General features: G+C 62.9%; 2 protein-coding genes. Both read left to right on the forward strand.

Annotation, left to right across the window (positions count from 1 at the left end; genetic code table 11):
* Positions 1–77: 77 nt before the first annotated feature.
* Positions 78–11,075 carry a non-ribosomal peptide synthetase gene (locus NL64_RS17070; protein ID WP_034149250.1) on the forward strand — a complete coding sequence of 3,666 codons (10,998 nt, stop codon included), beginning with the start codon at positions 78–80 and terminating at the stop codon, positions 11,073–11,075.
* Positions 11,075–22,837, forward strand: a complete 11,763-nt coding sequence (locus tag NL64_RS17075; protein ID WP_034149251.1) for a non-ribosomal peptide synthase/polyketide synthase — start codon at positions 11,075–11,077, stop codon at positions 22,835–22,837. The genes NL64_RS17070 and NL64_RS17075 overlap by 1 nt, the downstream gene beginning before the upstream one ends.
* Positions 22,838–22,840 lie beyond the last annotated feature (3 nt).

Raw genomic sequence — 22,840 nt, forward strand, 5'->3', positions numbered from 1 at the left:
TAATTTTTCCGGTCTGCATTCGTTTTATAGGGACGACGTGCCTTTGTGCTTCCCGCCACTGATCCGGATACCCAGAAATGAATGCTGAAGACTCCTTGAAACTTGCTCGCCGGTTTATCGGGTTGCCCCTGGAAAAGCGCCAGATGTTCCTTGCGGCCTTGCACAAGGAGGGCGTTGATTTCGCCCGGTTTCCGATTCCTGCCAGCGTCGACGCCGAGGATCGCCAGGCGCTGTCGTACGCCCAGCAGCGCATGTGGTTTCTCTGGCAACTGGACCCGCAAAGCGGCGCCTATAACCTGCCCGGCGCGGTGCGGTTGACCGGTCGCCTGAATCTGCCAGCGCTGGAGCAGGCGTTTGCCAGCCTGGTGGCGCGTCATGAAACCTTGCGCACCGTTTTCCAGCGTCAAGGCGACGATACGCTTCTGCAAGTTCCGGCCACCGAGCCGCTGGTGATCGCCCATACGGATTTCAGCACCTTGCCGGCCACCGAGCGCGAGCAGGCCGTGGCCCGGGCCGCCGAGCAGCAATCGGTCTTGCCATTCGATCTGGGCACCGGCCCGATGCTGCGCGTCACTTTGCTCAAGCTCGACGATCAGGAGCACGTGCTGCTGTTGACCTTGCATCACATCGTGTCCGATGGCTGGTCGATGAACGTGCTGATCGATGAATTCATCCGCTGCTACGACGCCTTCGATGCCGGCGCACAACCGCAACTCGCGCCATTGCCGATCCAGTACAGCGACTACGCCTTGTGGCAGCGGCGCTGGCTGGAGGCCGGCGAGCAGGCACGGCAACTTGACTACTGGCAGGCGCAACTGGGTGACGAGCATCCGGTGCTGGAATTGCCCACCGATCATCCGCGCCCGGCGATGCCCAGCTATCGCGGCACGCGCTACGAATTCGCCGTCGAGCCGCAACTGGCCGAGTACCTGCGAAGCACCGCTCAGAAACACAACGTCACCCTGTTCATGCTGCTACTCGGCGCCTTCAATGTGCTGATGCATCGCTACACCGGGCAGACCGACATCCGCGTCGGCGTGCCCATCGCCAACCGCAATCACGCCGAAATCGAAGGGCTGATCGGCTTCTTCGTCAACACCCAAGTGCTGCGCACGAAGCTTGACGGCCAGACACGCGTCTATGATCTCCTGCGTTCCATCAAGGAGACTGCGCTCGGCGCCCAGGCCCATCAGGATCTGCCGTTCGAGCGTCTGGTCGAGGCCTTGAAACTGGAACGCAGCCTCAGCCACACACCGCTGTTCCAGGTGATGTACAACCACCAGCCGCAAGTGGCGGACATTTCCACCGTCACGACAAAGTCCGGCCTGGCGTTAGGCGTGATCGAGTGGCAAGGACGCACCACCCAGTTCGACCTGACTCTCGATACCTACGAGAAGGGCGGCAAGTTGCACGCCGCGCTGACTTACGCCAACGACTTGTTCGACGCCGCGACCATCACACGCATGGCGCAACACTGGACGCACCTGTTGCAGGGCATGGTCAACGATTCGCAGCAGCGCATCAGCGATTTGCCACTGCTGGAACAGGCTGAATATCAGCGCATCGTCCATGAGTGGAATCGCGCTGACGAAAGCTTCGCGCAGGACTTGTGCATTCACCAATTGATTGCCCAACAAGTCGCCGCAAACCCGACCGCACTGGCCGTTACCTTCGGCACCCGGCAACTCGCTTACAACGAACTCGATCAGCAGGCCAATCGCCTGGCGCACAAACTGATCGAGCTCGGCGTCGGCCCGGAAGTCCGGGTCGGCGTGGCGATGCAGCGTTCCGAACATCTGCTTGTGGCATTGCTGGCAGTGCTCAAGGCCGGTGGCGCTTACGTCCCGCTGGACCCGGATTACCCGGCCGAACGCGTCGCCTACATGCTGGAAGACAGCCGCGCTTTGGTGTTGCTGACTGAACACGATGTCGCCGCGACATTGAACGTGACCGCCGACACCCAAGTGCTGCTGATGGACGACACCGAGTGGCTGGCCGCTCACCCATCCAGCGCCCCTGTCACCCGCGTCTCGCCGGATAACCTGGCCTACGTCATCTACACCTCCGGCTCCACCGGCAAGCCCAAGGGCGTGGCCATCGCCCACCGCAACGTGCTGGCGCTGATCGACTGGTCGAAATCGGTCTACAGCCGCGACGACATCCAGGGTGTGTTGGCCTCGACTTCAGTGTGCTTCGACCTGTCGGTGTGGGAGCTGTTCGTCACCCTGGCCAACGGCGGCTCGCTGATCATCGCCCGCAACGCCCTGGAGTTGCCGCTACTGCCGGCGCGAGATCAGGTGCGCCTGATCAACACCGTGCCGTCGGCGATCAACGCCTTGCAACGGGACGGGCAAATCCCGCCAAGCGTACGCATCATCAACCTCGCCGGTGAACCGCTCAAACAAAGCCTGGTGGAGGCGCTGTACCAGCAGCCGACCGTCGAACACGTCTACGACCTGTACGGCCCATCGGAAGACACCACCTATTCGACCTGGACCCGTCGCGAAGCCGGGGGCCGCGCCAACATCGGTCGCCCGCTGAAGCATACCGCCAGCTACCTGCTCGATGCCGACCTGCAACCCGTACCGCAAGGCGTTTCCGCCGAGCTGTACCTGAGCGGCGCCGGCATCACTCGCGGCTACCTGGCGCGCCCGAGTCTGACCGCCGAAAAATACGTGCCCAACCCGTTCGCCAGCAACGGCGAACGCCTGTACCGCACCGGTGACCTGACCCGTTATCAGGTCGACGGCACGCTGCAATACGTCGGGCGCATCGACCATCAGGTCAAGGTGCGCGGCTTCCGTATCGAGCTGGGCGAAATCGAAGCGCGGCTGTTGCAGCAAGAGGCTGTGCGCGAACTGGCTGTACTCGCCCAGGACGGCGCCAATGGTCAGCAACTGGTGGCCTATATCGTGCCGAGCGAGCCGGCATTGTTGGGCGACACCGACGCGCAAGCAACCCTGCGCGAATCCCTGAAAACAGCGTTGCGCCAGCACCTGCCAGATTACATGGTCCCGGCGTTCCTGCTGTTCCTCGCAGAATTGCCGCTGACCCCCAACGGCAAGCTCGACCGCAAGGCCTTGCCAGCCGTTGACGGCACACAGCAAAAGCGCGAACACATCGCACCGCACAGCGTTCTGGAAAAGTCCCTCGCGGCGATCTGGCAGGACGTGCTGGCCATCAACAACGTCGGCCTCGAAGACAACTTCTTCGAGCTGGGCGGCGACTCCATCGTGTCGATGCAAGTGGTCAGCCGCGCCCGCCAGGCCGGGATCGTGTTGAGCCCCAAGGACCTGTTCCAGCACCAGACTATCCGCAGTCTTGCCCAAGCGGCTCGTAGCGGTGAGCAGCAACTGATCGACCAAGGTCCGGCGGTGGGAACGGTGGCATTGGCGCCCGTGCAGCAGTGGTTCTTCGAACAGGACATCCCGCAGCGTCAGCACTGGAACCAGTCGCTGCTGCTGGTGCCGCGTGAGCCGTTGAACGGCGCGGCGCTGGAACGTGCCCTGGAGCAACTGTTGACCCACCACGACAGCTTGCGCCTGCGTTACCAGCAGACCGCCAGCGGCTGGCAGCAAGCCTATGCGGCGCCGACCACCGACTCGGTGCTGTGGCAGCGTCAGGCGCAGTCGGTAGAAGAACTCAACGCCTTGTGCGATGAAGGCCAGGGCAGTCTCGACCTTCAGAACGGCCCGCTGATCCGCGCTCTGTTTATTGCCATGGCCGACGGCAGCGAGCGCTTGCTGTTGGTGGTTCACCATTTGGCAGTGGATGGCGTGTCGTGGCGCGTGCTGCTGGAGGATCTTCAGCGGTTCTACAACGGCGGCGATGCGGCGGCGAAAACCAGCAGCTATCAGCGCTGGGTTGCCCGTTTGCAGGACCACCTTCCAGCGTTTGAAAACAGCCTTGGTCATTGGCAGACCCAATTGCAGGATGCACCGAAAGATCTGCCCTGCGAGCGTCCGAACGGCGCGCTGGAAAAACGCTTGGAGGAAAAACTCGAACTCAAACTCGACACCGAACAGACCCGCAAGCTGCTGCAACAAGCCCCGGCAGCCTATCGCACCCAGGTCAACGACCTGCTGCTGACCGCATTGGCCCGCGCCGTTTGCCGCTGGAGCGGGCAGGGCAGCTCGCTGATCCAGCTCGAAGGCCATGGCCGCGAAGACCTGTTCGATGACATCGACCTGACCCGCACCGTGGGTTGGTTCACCAGCCTGTTCCCGGTCACCCTGACGCCTGCGGCTGATGTCAGCGACTCGATCAAAAGCATCAAGGAGCAACTGCGCAGCGTGCCGGACAAAGGCCTGGGCTACGGCGCGCTGCGTTACCTCGGGACTGCGCAAACCCGCGCTGAACTGGCCGCGTTGCCGCAACCGCGCATCACCTTCAACTATCTGGGGCAGTTCGATCGGCAGTTCGACGACGGCGCCTTGTTCACACCGTCCACCGAAGGCAACGGCTTGGCTCAGGATCCATCGGCACCGCTGGGCAACTGGCTGGTGGTCGAAGGCCAGGTTTACGGCGGCGAGTTGTCCCTGAGCTGGGGTTTCAGCCGCGAGATGTTCGACACCGCGACCATCCAGCGTCTTGCCGACGATTACGTGCAAGAACTCAACGCGCTGATCGAACATTGCTGCGCACTCGAGGCGCCACAGGCCACGCCATCAGACTTCCCGCTGGCGCGCATCAACCAAGTACAACTCGATGCATTGCCGGTTGCCGTTGCGAACCTCGAAGACCTCTATCCACTGTCGCCGATGCAGCAGGGCATGTTGTTCCACACCCTGTATGAGCCGCAGGTCGGCGCGTACATCAGCCAGTTACGCCTCGACATTCAAGGCCTCGACCCGGAACGTTTCGCCAAGGCCTGGCAGTTTGCGCTTGAGCGTCACGACATCCTGCGCAGCAGCTTTCACTGGCAAGGTCTCGACACCGCGCATCAGGCGATTGCCCGTCAGGTGACGCTACCGCTGCAAGTGCTTGAAGCCACCGACACCGACGCACTGGCCGACGCCGAACGTGCCGAAGGATTTGCCTTGGGCAGCGCGCCACTGTTCCGCTTGAAACTGGTCCGCAAAGGCTCCCAGGACTGGCACCTGATCTACACCAGCCATCACATCCTGATGGACGGCTGGAGCAACGCGCAGTTGCTCGCCGAAGTGATCCAGCACTACGCCGCCGGCCAGTCGCTGCCGGCGCCGACCGGGCAATACCGCGATTACCTGGGCTGGTTGCACAAGCAATCGGCAGCGGCGGGCGAGCAATTCTGGAGAACCGCACTGGCACCGTTGGACGCACCGACGCTGCTGGCCGAAGCCTTGCGCCCACCGGTCGGCGCCTCGGGTATCGAGGAATACCGCGTCGCCCTCGACAGTCGCACGACCCAGCGTCTGGCCGAGTTCGCCCGTCAGCAGAAAGTCACCCTGAACACCTTGCTGCAAGCGGCGTGGAGCCTGTTGCTGCAACGCTATACCGGCCAGGATTGCGTGGTGTTCGGCGCTACCGTCGCCGGGCGTTCGGCACCGTTGCCGGGGATCGAGGAGCAGCTCGGCCTGTTCATTAACACCCTGCCACTGGTCTGCGCGATGAAGCCGGACCAGACCGTCAGCCAATGGCTCGGCGAGTTGCAAGCGCTGAACCTGGCCATGCGCGAGTTCGAGCACGTGCCGCTGTACGACATTCAGGGTTGGGCGGGGCAGCAGGCATTTGAGAAGAGGAGTTCGGCGCTGTTCGACAGCCTGTTGGTGTTCGAAAACTTCCCGGTGGCCGAAGCGCTGAAGCAGGGTGCGCCGGCCGGGTTGTCGTTCAGCAACCTGCACAATCATGAGCGCACGCACTATCCGCTGACACTCGGCATTGAACTGGGCGAAGGTCTGGGTCTGGATTTCAGCTACGACGCGGCGCGGTTCAGTGCCGCGCAGATCGCGCAGTTGTCGGTCAATTTGCAGCATCTGCTGACGCAATTGGTGGCGTCGCCAGATGCGGCACTCGGTTCCCTGGAATTACTCGAGCTCGGTGGCAAAAACGCGGTGCTTGCGATCAGCCAACCGGCCCCGGTTGAGTTATCCACAACGCTTTTGGTGCACGAGCAAATCGCGGCTCAGGCCGCTGCCACGCCGGACGCACTGGCGTTGCAGGTCGACGGACAGTCGCTGAGTTACGGCCAGTTGAATGCTGAGGCCAACCGCCTCGCCCATCGTTTGATCGAAAACGGTGCGGGTCCCGGCAAACGTGTCGGACTGGCGCTGCGTCGCGGCCCGCAACTGATCGTCAGCCTGCTCGCGGTGCTGAAAAGTGGCGCGGCCTATGTACCACTGGACCCGAATTACCCGACCGAACGCCTGGCCTACATGATCGAGGACAGCCGTATCGATGTGCTGCTGTGCGAGTCCGGTTTGTTGGAAGACATGCCGTTACCGACGAATCTGACGCGGCTCAGCCTTAACGACAACACCAGTTACCCGGACAACAATCCGCAAAACCATGCGGTTGCCGAAGACCTCGCCTACATCATCTACACCTCCGGTTCCACCGGCCAACCCAAAGGCGTGGCCATCGCCCATGGTGCGCTGCGCGAGTTCTGCCAGAGCGCCGCCGATTACTCGAAGTTGTCAGCCGCCGACTGCGTATTGCAATTCGCAACCTTCAGCTTCGACGGCTTCGTCGAGCAATGCTTCCCGGCGTTGTGCATCGGCGCGGCGTTGATCATGCGTGGCGATGATCTATGGGATGTGGGCCGACTGGCCGCAGAAATCGTCGATCAGGGCGTGACGGTGGCCGACTTACCTGCCGCGTACTGGTTCCTGCTGGCCGGTGAATGTGCCAGCGGTGCGGTGCAAAGCCTCGGCAATCTGCGTCAGGTCCACGTCGGTGGCGAAGCCATGTCGGTGGAAGGTTTGCGCCTGTGGCATCAGGCCGGTTTGAGCCATGTACGACTGCTCAACACCTACGGCCCGACTGAGGCGACCGTGGTGTCCAGCGTGCATGAATGCCAACTGCGAGATGCCAGCGACGCGTTCGGCATTCCTATCGGTCGGGCCATCCCTGGCCGCGCCTTGTATGTGCTGGATTCGGCCGGGCAATTGCTGCCGAACGAGGGCGTCGGCGAACTGTGCATCGGCGCCCCGGCCTGCCTGGCGCAAAGCTATTTCGACCGTCCGGCGCTGACTGCCGAACGCTTTCTGCCGGACCCGTTCGCCCGCGTGCCGGGTTCGCGGCTGTACCGCAGCGGCGACCTCGCGCGCTACAACCCCAATGGGAATCTGGAATACGTCGGGCGGATCGACCATCAAGTGAAGATTCGCGGTTTCCGCATCGAGATGGGTGAAATCGAAGCCTGCCTGCAAGCGCGGGAGAACGTGCGCGAAGCGGCGGTCATCGCTCAGGACGGTACGCAACTGGTGGCGTATGTCGTGGCCAGCGGCGCGGTGGGTTCTCAGATTGAATATGTGCAAGGTCTCAAGTCCGTTTTGCGTGAGTCGCTGCCGGAATACATGGTGCCAAGTCACCTGATCCTGCTGGACAAACTGCCGCTGAACAACAACGGCAAACTCGACCGCAGGGCCTTGCCCCGTGCCGAAGCAGGCGACGCACAACGTGATTTCGTGGCCCCGGCTCAAGGGCTGGAAACGCAACTGGCGCTGATCTGGCAAGGCGTGTTGCAGGTCGAGCAAGTGGGCCGCACCGACAATTTCTTCGAGTTGGGCGGGCACTCGTTGTTGGTGCTGCAAGTGATCTCCCGGGTGCGTCAGCAATTACAACTTGAGCTGTCCGTGAGCAGCCTGTTTTCCGCCGCGAACCTGGCGCAATTTGCCGAGCGTGCGGCGCTGGCCGAAACCAGCGGCCAACCGGAGCTGCAACGTGCGGCGGCCGATCAACCGCGAGTCCTGTCCTACGCCCAGCAGCGCCAGTGGATTCTCTGGCAACTCGATCCGCAGAGTTCGGCCTACAACATTCCGGCGGCGCTGCGTCTCAAGGGCACGCTGAACCGCGAAGCCCTGCGCGCAGCGTTCACGCAGTTGCGGGCCCGCCACGAAACCCTGCGCACGACCTTCGAGCAGGATGGTCAGCAGGCGCGTCCATTGGTTCACGGCGAAATGGCGCTGCAACTGAACGAGCGGTCAGTCGCCGAGTCATCGATCAACAGCGCCGTGGCGGAAGAAATCGCCCATCCGTTCGACCTGCGCAACGGCCCGCTGTGGCGCGTGTTGCTGCTGCAAATCAGCGCCGAGGACCATGTGCTGGTGCTCACCGTGCACCACATCGCCGCCGATGGCTGGTCGATGCAGGTCATGGTCGATGAGTTCAGCGCGTTGTATCAGGCTGCAGTAGCAGGTAACGCTGCAAACCTGAATGGCTTGCCGGTGAATTACAGCGACTACGCCCGTTGGCAGCGTGACTGGCTGGAAGCGGGCGAGGGCGCGCGGCAACTGGCGTGGTGGCGCGAACAACTGAATGGCAGCCAGGCACCACTCGAATTGCCGAGTGAACTGACCCGCCCGGCGCGCCGCAGTCAGCGCGGTGTAACACTGGCATTGAACGTCGACCGTGAGTTGCTGGCTGGTTTGCGTGAGCGTGCCCAGGAACAGCAAGTGACGCTGTTCATGCTGTTGTTGGCGAGTTTCCAGACGCTGCTGCATCGCCAGAGCGGTCAATCGAGTATCAGCGTCGGCGTGCCAAGTGCCGGGCGTTCGCGCCTCGAAACCGAAGGCCTGATCGGCTTCTTCATCAACACCCAGGTGCTGCGTGCCGAGATCGATGGACAGCAGTCCTTCAGCACGTTGTTGCAGCATGTCAAAAAGGTCGCGTTGGGTGCGCAGGCCCATCAGGACTTGCCGTTCGAGCAATTGGTCGATGCCTTGCAGCCGGACCGCAGCCTCAATCACAGCCCGTTGTTCCAGGTGCTCTACAACCATCAGCAACAGTTGGGTGGCAGCGTCGAGCGTGCTGTCGCCGACCTGCAGGTCGAACGCCTGCTCTGGCAGCAACACACCGCGCAATTCGATCTGGTGCTCGACACCCAGGAGCAGGGTGATGCACTGGACGCCAGCCTGAGCTACGCCACCGATCTGTACGACGAAGCGTCAATGCAGCGCTTCGCTGAGCAGTGGCTGAATCTGCTGCGTGCCGTGGTCGCCGATCCACAGCAACGCGTTGCCGAACTGCCGTTGCTGCAAGCGCCGCAATACGAAGATTTGATCCAGCACTGGAACCCTTCGTTCGAGTCGCAACCACAGTCGCCAACCTTGCATCAGCTATTCGAAGCCCAAGCCGCGCAACGCCCGGACACCATCGCCCTGTCCTGTGAAGGTGAGCACCTGAGCTACGCCGCGCTCAACGCCCAGGCCAACCGCCTGGCGCGCAAACTGCGCGAGCAGGGCGTTGGTCCGGAAGTGCGGGTTGGCATTGCCACCGAGCGGACGATGCCGCTGGTGGTTGGCTTGCTGGCGATTCTCAAGGCTGGAGGCGCTTATGTGCCGCTCGATCCGCAATACCCGGCCGAACGTTTGAGCTACATGATCGAAGACAGCGGCATTGCGCTGCTGTTGACCCAACAACATTTGATCGACGGTCTGCCGGCCCGCGACGGCGTGCAGGTGCTGAGCCTGGAGTCGTTGCAACTGGACGCCTACAGCAGCGACAACCTGCCGGCGCAGGCGTCTGCGGACAGCCTCGCCTACGTGATTTACACCTCCGGTTCCACCGGTCGGCCAAAAGGTGCGTTGCTCAGCCATGGCAACGTGGGGCGTCTGCTGACTGCAACGACAGCCGAGTTCCACTTCGGCGCGGATGATGTCTGGACCCTGTTCCATTCCTACGCCTTCGATTTTTCGGTGTGGGAGCTGTTCGGATCGCTGTGCACCGGTGGGCGTCTGGTTATCGTGCCGTATTACATCAGCCGCGAGCCGCAGGCGTTTCACCGCTTGCTCTGCGATGAAGGCGTGACGGTGCTGAACCAGACGCCTACGGCGTTCCGCCAACTGCTGCCGATTGCCTGCGCCAGTCCAAATAATCTGGCACTGCGGCAGGTGATTTTCGGCGGCGAGGCGCTGGAAGTGGCGAGCCTGCGGCCGTGGTTCGAACGCTTCGGCGACCAGCAACCGACCCTGGTCAACATGTACGGCATTACCGAAACCACGGTGCACGTGACTTACCGCGCGATTCGTTTGGCCGACCTCGACGGCAAGGCGCAGAGCCCGATCGGCCTGCCGATCCGCGACCTGCGCTGGTATTTGCTCGACAGCCAGTTGCAACCGGTGCCGGTGGGGGTGGCGGGCGAGCTGTACATCGCCGGTGCCGGTCTGGCACGGGGTTATCACGGGCGCTTCGGTCTGACTGCCGAACGTTTCGTGCCGAGCCCGTTCGACGCCGGGCAACGGCTCTATCGCAGCGGCGACCTGGCGCGCCAGCGTGCCGATGGCAGCATCGACTATCTCGGTCGCATCGACCAACAAGTGAAGATCCGCGGTTTTCGCATCGAACTGGGCGAAATCGAAGCCGCGCTGCTGGCCCAACCGGGCGTGCGTCAAGCGGTGCTGAGCGTGCACGCGGGCGATGGCGGGTCGCAGCTGTGCGCGTACCTCGTCGCCGAGCAGACCCCGCACGATCCGATCAGCTGGCGCGACAACCTGCGCGCTGCGCTCAAGGTCGACTTGCCGGATTACATGGTGCCGAGCCACTGGCTGTTGCTCGATGCCTTGCCGCTGACCAGCAACGGCAAGCTCGACCGTAAGGCCTTGCCGCTGCCGGATGCCGAAGACTGGCAACGACCGTTCGAAGCCCCCGAAGGCGACCTCGAACAGCAATTGGCAGCGATCTGGGCCGACGTGCTCGGAGTGGCGCAGATCGGCCGGCACGACAACTTCTTCGAATTGGGCGGGCACTCGTTGCTCGCCGCCCAGGCCAGTGCCCGCGTGGAGCTGGATTTGGGCATCGAGCTGCCGCTGCGTGCGCTGTTCGAATCCACCGACCTTCAGGCTTACGCCGCCATGGCCGGGCAACACGCCCCGACTGACAACGATGCACGTCTGGATGCGCTTGAGTCGCTTCTCGACGAGATGGAGATCAATTGATGGAACACAGCACCGCCATGCGTATCGCCACCCGCTTCGCCGGCCTGCCTGCCGACAAGCGCCGCGAGTTTCTGACAAAAATGCAAGAGCAGGGCGTGAGCTTCGGCCAACTGCCGATCCCGCCCGCCGCCGAGTCACACGCGACTTTCGAGTTGTCTTACGCGCAACAACGCCAATGGTTTCTCTGGCAGCTCGATCCGCAGAGCAACGCCTACAACATTCCCGCAGCCCTGCGTCTGCACGGGCCGCTGAATATCGCGGCGTTGCAGCAGAGTTTCGATGTGTTGTTGGAGCGGCATCAGAGTTTGCGCAGCCGTTTCGTCGAGGACGACGGCCAAGTCATGCAGGCGTTGGCGACGTTCACCACGCTGCCCATCGAACAGCATGATTTACGCACCGAGCCCGAGGCGCAGCGCCTCGAACTGGCGATGAGAAAAGTCGAGCAGCAAATCGCCCGGCCGTTCGATCTGCAACACGGCCCGCTGTTGCGCATCAGCCTGTTGCAACTGGGCGCTGAGGACCATGTTCTGGTGCTGACCCTGCACCACATCGTCACCGACGGCTGGTCGATGGGCGTTTTGGTGGAGGAGTTTTCCCGGCTCTACGCCGCTCATTGCCAAGGGCAGAGCGCGGTACTGGAAGCGTTGCCGATCCAGTATTCGGACTACGCCGCGTGGCAACGTCGCTGGATGGAAACGGGGGAGCTGGAGCGTCAACTCAACTGGTGGCGCGACAAACTCGGCAGCGAACAAACGCTGCTGGAGTTGCCGACAGATCGCCCGCGTCCGGCACAACCGAGCCAGCGCGGTGCGCGTCTGGATTTCGCCCTTGATGCCAACGTTGCCAGCGGCTTGATGAGCCTGGCCAAACAGCACGGCGTCACACCGTTCATGCTGTTGCTGGCGAGCTTTCAGGCCTTGCTCTATCGCTACAGCGGCCAGTCCGACCTGCGCATCGGCGTGCCCATCGGCAATCGCAATCGCGCCGAAACCCGTGGACTGATTGGCTTCTTCGTGAACACCCAGGTGATGCGTGCCCATCTGGACGGGCGTCTGCCGTTCAGTCAGTTGCTTGAGCAAACCCGCGCCGCTTCGCTGGATGCCCAGGATTATCAGGACCTGCCGTTCGAGCGTCTGGTGCAGGCGTTGCAAGGCGAGCGCAGCCTGAGCCACAGCCCGTTGTTCCAGGTGATGTTCAACCATCAGCAGGCCAAACCCGCCGCGGTCAGCGGTTTGTTGGCGGGCCTTCGTGTTGAAGCGTTGAACGCCACGGCGCACACCACCCAATACGACCTGCAACTGGATACCCAGGAAGAGGGCGAAAAACTGTTCGCCAGCCTGACCTACGCCACCGATTTGTTCGACGCCGAGCGTATCGAGCTGCTCGCTAAACATTGGCGCAACCTGCTGGCCGGAATACTGGCAAACCCGCAAACCCCGCTGGCCGAATTGCCGCTGCTGGATGCCGACGAGTGCCTGCGCATCCTCGACGACCTCAACAACACCGCCACGCGCTATCCGGGCGAAGTCTGCGTGCAGCGGCATTTCGAAGAGCGGGTGATTGAAAATCCTGAGGCCACGGCACTGGTGTTCAAGGGCAAGCGCCTGAGCTATGCCGAACTGAACCAGCGCGCCAACCGCCTGGCCCATCATTTGCGCGCCCAGGGTGTCGGCCCGGAAGTGATCGTCGGCATTGCCTGCGACCGTTCGTTTGAAATGGTCGCCGGCCTGCTGGCCATCCTCAAGGCCGGTGGCGCCTACGTGCCGCTGGACCCGGAATACCCGCTCGATCGCCTGAGCTACATGATCGAAGACAGCGGCATTTCGCTGTTGCTGACCCAGGAGCACCTGCTCGCCCAGTTGCCGACCCCGGACCACGTGCGCACCTTGTGCTTGCACCGTGACGTCGATTGGCTGAACGATCTGCCGGGCACCGACCTGCCAAACGTTGCGGTCGCAGAAAACCTCGCCTACGTGATCTACACCTCCGGCTCCACCGGTAAACCCAAGGGCGCGGGCAACCGCCATGTGGCGCTGCATAACCGTCTGGAGTGGATGCAGCAAGCCTACAACCTGCTGCCGAGTGACCGCGTGCTGCAAAAAACGCCGTTCAGTTTCGACGTGTCGGTGTGGGAGTTTTTCTGGCCACTGATGAAAGGCGCCACGTTGGTGATCGCCGCACCGGGCGAGCATCGCGACCCGCAACGCCTCGCCGCGTTGATCGTCGAGCAGTCGATCACCACGTTGCACTTCGTGCCATCGATGCTCTCGGCGTTCATCGGCGCTGACGAAGCGCTGGCCTGCACCTCGCTGACGCGGATCATTTGTAGTGGTGAAGCACTGCCAATGGAGCTGCAACGCCAGACCCTGCGCAGTCTGCCGCAAGCCAATCTCTACAACCTCTACGGCCCGACCGAAGCGGCCATCGACGTCACCCATTGGACCTGCGTCGAAGAGGGCCGCGACAGCGTGTCGATCGGTCGCCCGATCGCCAACCTGCGCACCTGCATCCTCGACAGCGAACTGCAACCGTTGCCACTGGGCGCGGTGGGCGAGTTGTACCTCGGCGGCGTCGGCCTGGCCCGTGGTTACCACCGTCGTGGCGCGCTAACTGCCGAGCGATTCGTGGTCGACCCGTTCGGCAGCGGCGAGCGTCTGTACCGCACCGGTGACCTGGCGCGCTACCGCGCCGATGGCGCCATCGACTACTGCGGACGCATCGACCATCAAGTGAAGATTCGCGGCTTGCGCATCGAACTGGGGGAAATCGAAGCGCGTCTGCAAGAACATGCCGAGGTGCAGGAAGCCGTGGTGCTGGCCCTCGACGGCCCGGGTGGCAAACAACTGGTGGCCTACATCGTGCCGCAGGACCGTGCATTGATCGGCGCCGATGCCGAGCAGCAAGGCGCATGGCGTGAAACCCTGAAGAGCCATTTGCTCGGCAGCCTGCCCGATTACATGGTGCCGGCGCAGACCGTGCTGATCGAGCAAATGCCCCTGAGCCCCAACGGCAAACTCGAGCGCAAACGCCTGCCGGCGCCGACCGCACAGATCAGCCAGCGCGCCTTCGAAGCGCCGCGCAGCGAACACGAACAGGTGCTGGCGCAGATCTGGCAGGACGTGTTGGGTGTGGTGCAGGTTGGGCGCCAGGACAACTTCTTCGAACTGGGCGGCGACTCGATCATTTCCATTCAGGTGGTCAGCCGTGCCCGTCGCGCCGGGTTGAGCCTGCAACCGCGTGACCTGTTCCAGCAGCAGACCTTGCAAGCACTGGCTGCGGTGGTCAAAGAGCAAGCGGCACCGCTGGCGCAACAGGGGCCGGTGGACGGCGTGCAGAAGCTCACGCCGATCCAGCGCTGGTTCTTCGACGAGCCGATCCCGCAACGCGCCCACTGGAACCAGGCGGTGTTGCTGACACCACGGGAAACTCTCGATTTGCCGCGTCTGCAATCGGCGCTGCAACGTGTGCTCAAACAGCATGACGCGTTGCGCTTGCGCTTCAGTCTGGTAGATGGCCAATGGTCGGCGCGCTATGTCGGCGCGGACAGTGCCGATGTCATCGACATGCTCTGGACCGCTCGCGTGGCCAACGAAGCCTCGCTGGAATCGGTGTGTGATGAAGCTCAGCGCAGCCTCAGTCTGCAAGACGGGCCGTTGTTGCGCGTGGCGTTGATCGCCCAGGCCGATGGCTCGCAGCGTTTGCTGCTGGTGATCCACCACTTGGCGGTGGACGGTGTTTCGTGGCGCGTGCTGCTGGAAGATTTGCAGGCCGCATATCAGGGTGAAGAACTGCCGCCGAAAACCAGCGCCTTCCAGGCTTGGGCGGACAAACTCGATACCTACGCACGCTCCGCTACCGCCGCTGACGAACTGAGCTGGTGGCAAGCGCAACTGGCCGGTGCCGATGATTCGCTGCCAGCGGCCAACGCACAAGCCAGTCAGGCCGGGCATCTGCGCCAAGGCGTCAGCATCGGTCTGGATCGCGAACAGACCCGCCAATTGCTGCAACAGGCGCCGGCGATCTATCGCACCCAGGTCAACGACCTGCTGCTGACCGCATTGGCCCGAACCCTCAGCCGCTGGACCGGTAGCGAATCGGCACTGATCCAGCTCGAAGGCCACGGTCGTGAAGAGTTGTTCGATGACATCGACCTGACCCGCACCGTTGGCTGGTTCTCCAGCCTGTTCCCGGTGCGCCTGACACCGACCGCCGACTTCGCCGGTTCGATCAAAGCGATCAAACAGCAACTGCGCGAAATCCCCGGCAAAGGCCTGGGCTATGGCCTGTTGCGCTACATGGGGGACACCGAAACCCAAGCGGCATTGGCCGCGCTCCCTCAGGCGCGAGTGACGTTCAACTATCTGGGTCAGTTCGATCAGAGCTTTGCCGAAGACGCCTTGTTCACGCCCGCGAAGGAATCCAGCGGCGCCGCGCAATCGGCGGATGCGCCCTTGCCGAACTGGCTGTCGGTGGACGGTCAGGTCTATGGCGGCGAACTGAAACTCGACTGGACCTTCAGCCGCGAATGCTTCGACTGTCGCGAAATCGAAACCCTGGCTGCGGATTTCCGCGCCGAATTGCTGGCGCTGATCGAGCATTGCCTGAGCGACGGCGCGGGCGGCGTGACCCTGGCGGACTTCCCGCTGGCCCGACTGACTCAGGCGCAACTCGATGGCTTGCCAGTGCCACCGGCGCAGATCGAGGATCTGTATCCGCTGTCGCCGATGCAGGCCGGTCTGTTGTTCCACAGCCTGTATGAGACTGACTCCGGCGCCTATGTGAACCAACTCAGCGTCGAGGCTCGCGGTCTCGACGCCGAACGCCTGGGCCGCGCCTGGCAAGCGGTACTCGACAGCCACGCGATCCTGCGTAGCAGCTTCCACTTCCCGGAAGGTTTCGAAGCGCCGGTGCAATTGGTCCATCGTCACCTGCAATTGCCGATGACCTGCCTCGACTGGCGTGGTCGTGACGATCAGGCCGAAGCCCTGGCGCAACTGATCGACAGCGAACGCCTGCAACTGGATTCGACTAAAGCGCCGTTGATGCGGCTCACGCTGGTGCGTCTGGACGATGAGAGTCAGCAACTGATCTACACCCACCATCACCTGTTGCTCGATGGCTGGAGCAACTCGCTGCTGTTGAGCGAAGTCCTGCAACGTTATGCCGGGCAAGAGGTTCCGGCGCCGATCGGGTGTTTCGCCGACTACATCGGTTGGCTGCAACGCCAGGATGCCCACGCCGACGAGATCTTCTGGCGCGAGCAACTGGCGACGCTGGACAACCCGACGCTGTTGGCCCAGAGCCTCGCCCATGGCGACAGCAAAAACCGCTCGAACGAGGCGTTTGCCGACCACCGCCAGACCTTCGACGTCGCCACCAGCCAACGCTTCAGCGACTTTGCCCGCCAGCAAAAAGTGACGCTCAACACGTTGGTCCAAGGTGCCTGGGCACTGCTGCTGCAACGCTACAGCGGCCAACTCAGCGTGGCGTTTGGCGCGACAGTGGCGGGGCGTCCGGTGGATTTGCCCGGGGCCGAAAGTCAGCTCGGTCTGTTCATCAACACCTTGCCGGTGATCAGCAGCCCGGACGCTATTGAAAGCGTCGAGCAATGGTTGAGCCGTTTGCAGGTGCAGAACCTGGAGCTGCGCGAACACGAATTCACCGCGCTGGGGGATATTCAGCGCTGGGCCGGGCGAGCCGGTGAGCCGCTGTTCGACAGCCTGCTGGTGTTCGAAAACTTCCCGGTGGCCGAAGCGTTACAGCAGGGCGCGCCGGCCGGGTTGAGCTTCTCGATCCCGCAAAACCATGAACGCACTAACTTCCCGTTGACCCTGGCCGCCACTGCTGAAGGCCAACTCAGTATCAACTGGAGCTACCAGTGTGCTCACTTTAGCGGCAAAGCCATTGCGCGCATGAGCGAACATCTGGCGGCGTTGCTGGCGGCGATGGTGGCCGCGCCACAGGCGGCCTTGAGTCAACTGGACCTGCTGACCGCACCGGAACGTGCGCAGCAATTGCTGGAATGGAACCCACCGTTCACCACGACGCAAAACCCGCTGTGCGTGCATCAGTTGATCGAAGCCCAGGCCGTCATCCGACCGGACGCCACGGCGCTGATCTTCAACGACCTGGAACTGAGCTTCGACCAACTCAACCGCCGCGCCAACCAATTGGCCCATCGCCTGCGCGCACTGGGCATCGGTCCGGAAGTGCGGGTCGGCCTGGCGATGCAGCGTTCGCCAGAAATGATCATCGGCCTGCTGGCGATTCTCAAGGCTGGCGGTGCCTACGTGCCGCTGGACCCGGCCTATCCAGCCGAACGCCTGCGTTATCTGATGGAAGACAGCGGAATCTCACTGCTGATCAGCCAATCGTGGTTGCGGGAAAAACTGCCGTTGCCGGAAGGGTTGGCGGTGCTGGAAATCGACCGTGAACCGCTGGCGTCGATGGCGGACAGCAATCCGCTCAATCTGACTTGCGGGGAAAACCTCGCTTATCTGATCTACACCTCGGGCTCCACCGGCCGGCCCAAAGGCGTCAGCGTGGCCCACGGTCCGCTGGCCATGCATTGCCTGTCGATTGGCGAGTTGTACGGCATGACCCCGGATGATCGCGAGCTGCAATTCGCCTCGATCAGCTTCGACGGCGCCCACGAGCGCTGGTTGACGCCGTTGGTATTCGGTTCGGCGGTGATGCCCCGCGACGATGAATTGTGGAGCGTGGAGCGCACCTGCTTCGAGATCGAAAAACACGGCATCACCATCGCCTGTTTCACCCCGAGCTACCTGGCGCAGATCGCCGATTTCATGGGCGAAGCGGGGCGTGATCTGCCGATCCGTTCCTACACGCCGTGCGGTGAAGGCATGGCCAAGCATGCGTTCGACGAGGTGCAGCAAGTCTTGCAACCCAAGCGTCTGATCAACGGCTATGGCCCAACCGAAACGGTGATCACGCCGCTGATCTGGCTGGCGTATCCGGAGACCGAATTCGACTCGGCGTTCATGCCGATTGGCCGGCCGGTCGGCAACCGCAGCGCCTATATTCTGGACGGCGGTTTGCAGCCGTTGCCGGTCGGCGTGGCGGGTGAGTTGTACCTGGGCGGCGAGGGTGTCGCCCGTGGATATCACCAACGTCCAGACCTCACTGCTGAACGCTTTGTGCCAGACCCGTTCGTGCCGGGCGCGCGTTTGTACCGCAGTGGCGACCTCGCGCGATTCCGTGCCGACGGCGTCGTCGAGTACCTCGGTCGTATTGACCAGCAAGTGAAGATTCGCGGTTTCCGCATTGAACTGGGCGAAATCGAAGCCTGCCTGATGGAGCACGAAGGCGTGCGTGAAGCCTTTGTGATCGATCGCGACGGTCCGGTGAGCCGGCAGTTGGTCGGTTATGTGGTGCCGCGCGATCCGCTGGCTGATGAGCAGGCGTTACGTGACGCGCTGACGGCGCACCTGCGCAGCCGTCTTCCGGCGCACATGCTGCCGGCGCACTTGATGTCTCTGGCTGCATTGCCGCTGACGCCGAACGGCAAGCTTGATCGCCAGGGGCTGCCGGCGCCGGAAGCGTCGCGCCAGAGCCATGATCAAGTTGCCGCCGCGTCGCCGGCCGAAGCGTTGTTGGTGGAGATCTGGCAGGAACTGCTGGGCCTGGATTCAGTAGGTGTCACCGAGAACTTCTTCGAGCTGGGCGGTGACTCGATCATCTCCCTGCAAGCGGTGAGTCGCGCCGGGCAACGTGGATTGGTGTTCAGTCCGAAGCAATTGTTCGAGCAGCAAACCATTCGTGCCTTGGCCGCTGTGGCGAGCAGCCGTGAAGCTGTGCTGATCGAAGCGCCGAAGGTCGAGGCCTTTTCGCTGGTGCCGCACATCGACGTCGCCGCCCGCGAAGGGCTGCAAGACCTGTATCCGCTGTCGCCGATGCAGCAAGGCATGTTGTTCCACTGCCTCGATTCACCGGAGCTCAATCCCTACGTCAACCAGTTGAGCGTGGCGGTGGAAGGTTTGCAGGTACCGCGTTTCCGCGCGGCGTGGCAAGCGTTGATCGAGCGCCATGAAGTGCTGCGCGCGGCGTTCCGCTGGCGCGATGGTCTGGCTGATCCGCTGCAAGCGGTGTTCGCCGCGGTGGAGTTGCCGATCGAAGAGTTCGACTGGCGTGACCGCAGTGACACCGAGCAGGCATTGAACGAATTGGCGGCTGCCGAGCAGCTCAAGGGTTTCGACCTGAGCTGCCCGCCGCTGATGCGCTTTGTGCTGGTGCGTCTGGGCGAAGATCGCTACCAGATGATCTGGATCTACCATCACCTGTTGCTGGACGGCTGGAGTGCTTCGCGTTTGCTGGGCGACATGCTGCGCCTGTACCACCACGACAGCCTGCCGGCCCTGACCGGTCGCTATGCCGACTACATCGCCTGGCTGCAACGTCAGGACGGTGCGCAGGCGGAAGGGTTTTGGCGCGAGCGTCTGTCCGTGCTCGAAACGCCGACCATTCTGGCCAAGGCGTCGGGCGCCGCAGGTTCCGGCCACGGCGTGATGTACAGCAACCTCGACAGCGAGGCGACACGCAAACTGCACAGCTTCGCCAAGCGTCAACGCATCACCCTCAACACCCTGGTGCAAGGCGCCTGGCTGTTACTGCTGCAACGCCACAGTGGTCAGCGCAGCGTTGCGTTTGGCGCCACGGTGGCGGGGCGTCCGACCGGGCTGGCCGGTGCGCAGGACATGCTGGGCCTGTTCATCAACACCCTGCCGGTGATCCAGACCCTCGACCCGCAACAGCCATTGGGCGAGTGGTTGCGCGAGTTGCAGGATTACAACCTGATGGTCCGTGACTATGAGCACACGCCACTCTCGGACATCCAGCGCTGGGCCGGGCAGGGTGGCCAGGGCTTGTTCGACAGCATCATCGTCTTCGAAAACCATCCGGTGGACCGTGCCTTGCGCGGTGGCGAGGAAGGTGAGCTGCGCTTTGCCGAAGTCGGCAGCGGCGGGGTGACCAACTTCCCGATGGACTTGATGGTCAGCGCCAACGACCAAGGCCTGGAGGTCGAGTACCTGTTCCTGCGTGATCGCTTCAGTGACGTGGAAGTGCAGCGGATTCGTGCGCAACTCGAAGGCTTGCTGCGTGCGTTGCCGCAGGACGCGGCTTGTCTGCTCGGCAACATTGGTTTGCCCGAGGCGCAGGTCAGCCTGCCGCAACCTTCAGAAGACAGCAGCGATTTGCTCCATAGCTTCAATCAACATGTGCGCACGCAACCGCAGAAAATCGCCTTGTTCTGTGAGGACCGGGAAGTCAGTTATGCACAGCTGGAAGTGCAGGCCAATGGACTGGCGCAGCAGCTGGTCGCGCGCGGCATCGGCGCGGAAAGTCTGGTGGCGGTGGCGCTGCCGCGTTCCGAGCGGACCATTGTTGCGTTCCTCGCGGTACTTAAAGCTGGCGCGGCGTATCTGCCGCTGGACCTGGCTTATCCGGCTGAGCGCCTGGCGTTCATGCTCAGCGATTCGGCTGCCAGCCTGTTGATCTGCGACAGCGATTTGGGCGAGCGGCTGACCCTGGCCGACAGCGTGCCCCGCCTGGTGCTCGATCAGTTGAGCATGGCTGATAACGCCCAGTGCCCGGTGATCCAGCCATTGGCGGATCATCTGGCGTACCTGATCTACACCTCCGGTTCCACCGGCCAGCCGAAAGGCGTGGCCGTGGCGCGCGGTCCGATTACCCGGCATTGCCGCGGCATTATCGACCTCTATGAATTGGCGCCACGTAGCCGCGAACTGCACTTCATGTCGTTCGCCTTCGACGGTGCCCAGGAACGCTGGTTGAGCGTAATGCTGGCCGGCGGCAGTCTGGTGATCCGCGATGACAGCCTGTGGACCCCGGAACAGACCCTGCAAGTGCTGCATCGTCACTGCGTCACCGTGGCGTGTTTCCCGCCGGCATATCTGCAACAGATGGCGGAAGTGGCCGAGCGCCTGGGCAATCCGCCGGCGGTCGAGGTGTATTGCTTTGGCGGCGATGCGGTGCCGGAGGCCAGTTTCGAACAGGTCAAACGCACCTTGCGTCCGCAGCGACTGGTCAACGGTTACGGCCCGACCGAAACCGTGGTCACGCCGCTGTTGTGGCGTGCCGAGTCCAGCGAAACCTGCGACGCCGCTTATGCGCCGATTGGCCGTGGCGTAGCGGGGCGCGGCTTGTACGTGCTGGATGCCGACCTCAATCCCTTGCCGGTCGGTGTCAGCGGCGAGTTGTACCTGGGCGGCGAATGCCTGGCCCGTGGGTATCACCAGCGTCCGGGTATGAGCGCCGAACGGTTCATTCCCGATCCGTTCGAGGCCGGTGGCCGCATGTACCGCACCGGCGACCTGGTGCGCCAGCGTGAATGCGGTTTGATCGACTACCTGGGGCGTCTCGACCAGCAAGTGAAGATCCGTGGTTTCCGCATCGAACTGGGTGAAATCGAAGCGCGCCTGCGCGACTGCGCCGGTGTGCAGGACGCCGCGGTGGTGGTGCATGACACGCCGACCGGCAAGCAATTGGTCGGTTATGTGGTGGCCGCTGGTGCCATCGGGGTTGATCGCCGCTTGAAATCCGAGCTGCAAGCACAACTGCCGGATTACATGGTGCCGGCGCGAATCCTGGTGCTGGAACGCTTCCCGCTGTCGGCCAACGGCAAGCTCGATCGTCGTGCGCTGCCGGAGCCGGAATGGGCACTAGGCGGTTATCGCGCGCCGCGCAATGCACTGGAAACTGCGTTGACTGCGATCTGGCAAGAGGTGCTCGGCGTGCCGCAAGTGGGCATCGACGACAACTTCTTCGAACTCGGCGGCGACTCGTTGCAGGTGCTCAAAGTCATCTCGCGGGTGCGCAGCCAGCCGCAGCTCGGCTTCGAATTAAAACTGCGCGACCTGATGCAGAAACCCTGCATTGCCGAACTCAGTGGCTATCAGGCGATGGAAGCGGCGAAAGCGCCGGACCCGCTGCTGGCGTTGAATGGCCGGGTTGCGAACGCGCCGGCGCTGTTTTGCCTGCACGCCGGTTTCGGCACGGTGTTTGACTACGAACCGCTGGCCCGGCGTCTGGAAGGACGGCGCACGGTTTATGGTTTGCAATGCCGGATGCTGCTCGATCCGCAGTGGCAGGATCAATCACTGCTGGCCATGGCTCAGGCCTACGCGCAGCGGATTCGCGCGCAGCAGCCTGAAGGGCCGTATTACCTGCTCGGCTGGTCGTTGGGTGGCGCGTTGACGCAACTGGTCGCCCATGAACTGGAAAGCCAGGGCCAGACCGTCGCGTTTGCCGGACTGGTCGACAGCTATGTGGCCGGCACGGCGGAAGCGGGGGACTGGCGCGAAGATTTGGCGGACTTCCTGAAGTTTGTCCTCGGTCATCCGTCTGAAGAAGCACAGGCATTGATTGCCTTGAAGGCCGCAGGCCTGAACGAGCGCGACGGTGCCGCTGCGGTGATCGAGGCGGCCATGCACGGTTCCAATGGCCACGCGGCGTTGGGGGCGAGTGAGCTGACGCAGATCTTTGCCACCGGTTCAGCGCTCAAACAGCTTGCCCTGGCGCAACGGCAACTGCCGAAGACTCAGGTCGCGGCGCATCGTTGGTGGGTGGCCGGGCGCGAGGATGAGCGTCGAGTGTTCGAAGCTCAGGACAGCAGCCACGGCGTTGATCGGTTGTTGGGGGGCGGGCATTACGAATTGCTGCGGGGTGATGAGTTGCTGGATCAGTTGGAAGACTTGTTGGAACGCCGCATGGTCAATGCATAAAAA

Source organism: Pseudomonas fluorescens (genome assembly GCF_000802965.1).
GTDB classification, from domain to species: Bacteria; Pseudomonadota; Gammaproteobacteria; order Pseudomonadales; family Pseudomonadaceae; genus Aquipseudomonas; species Aquipseudomonas fluorescens_A.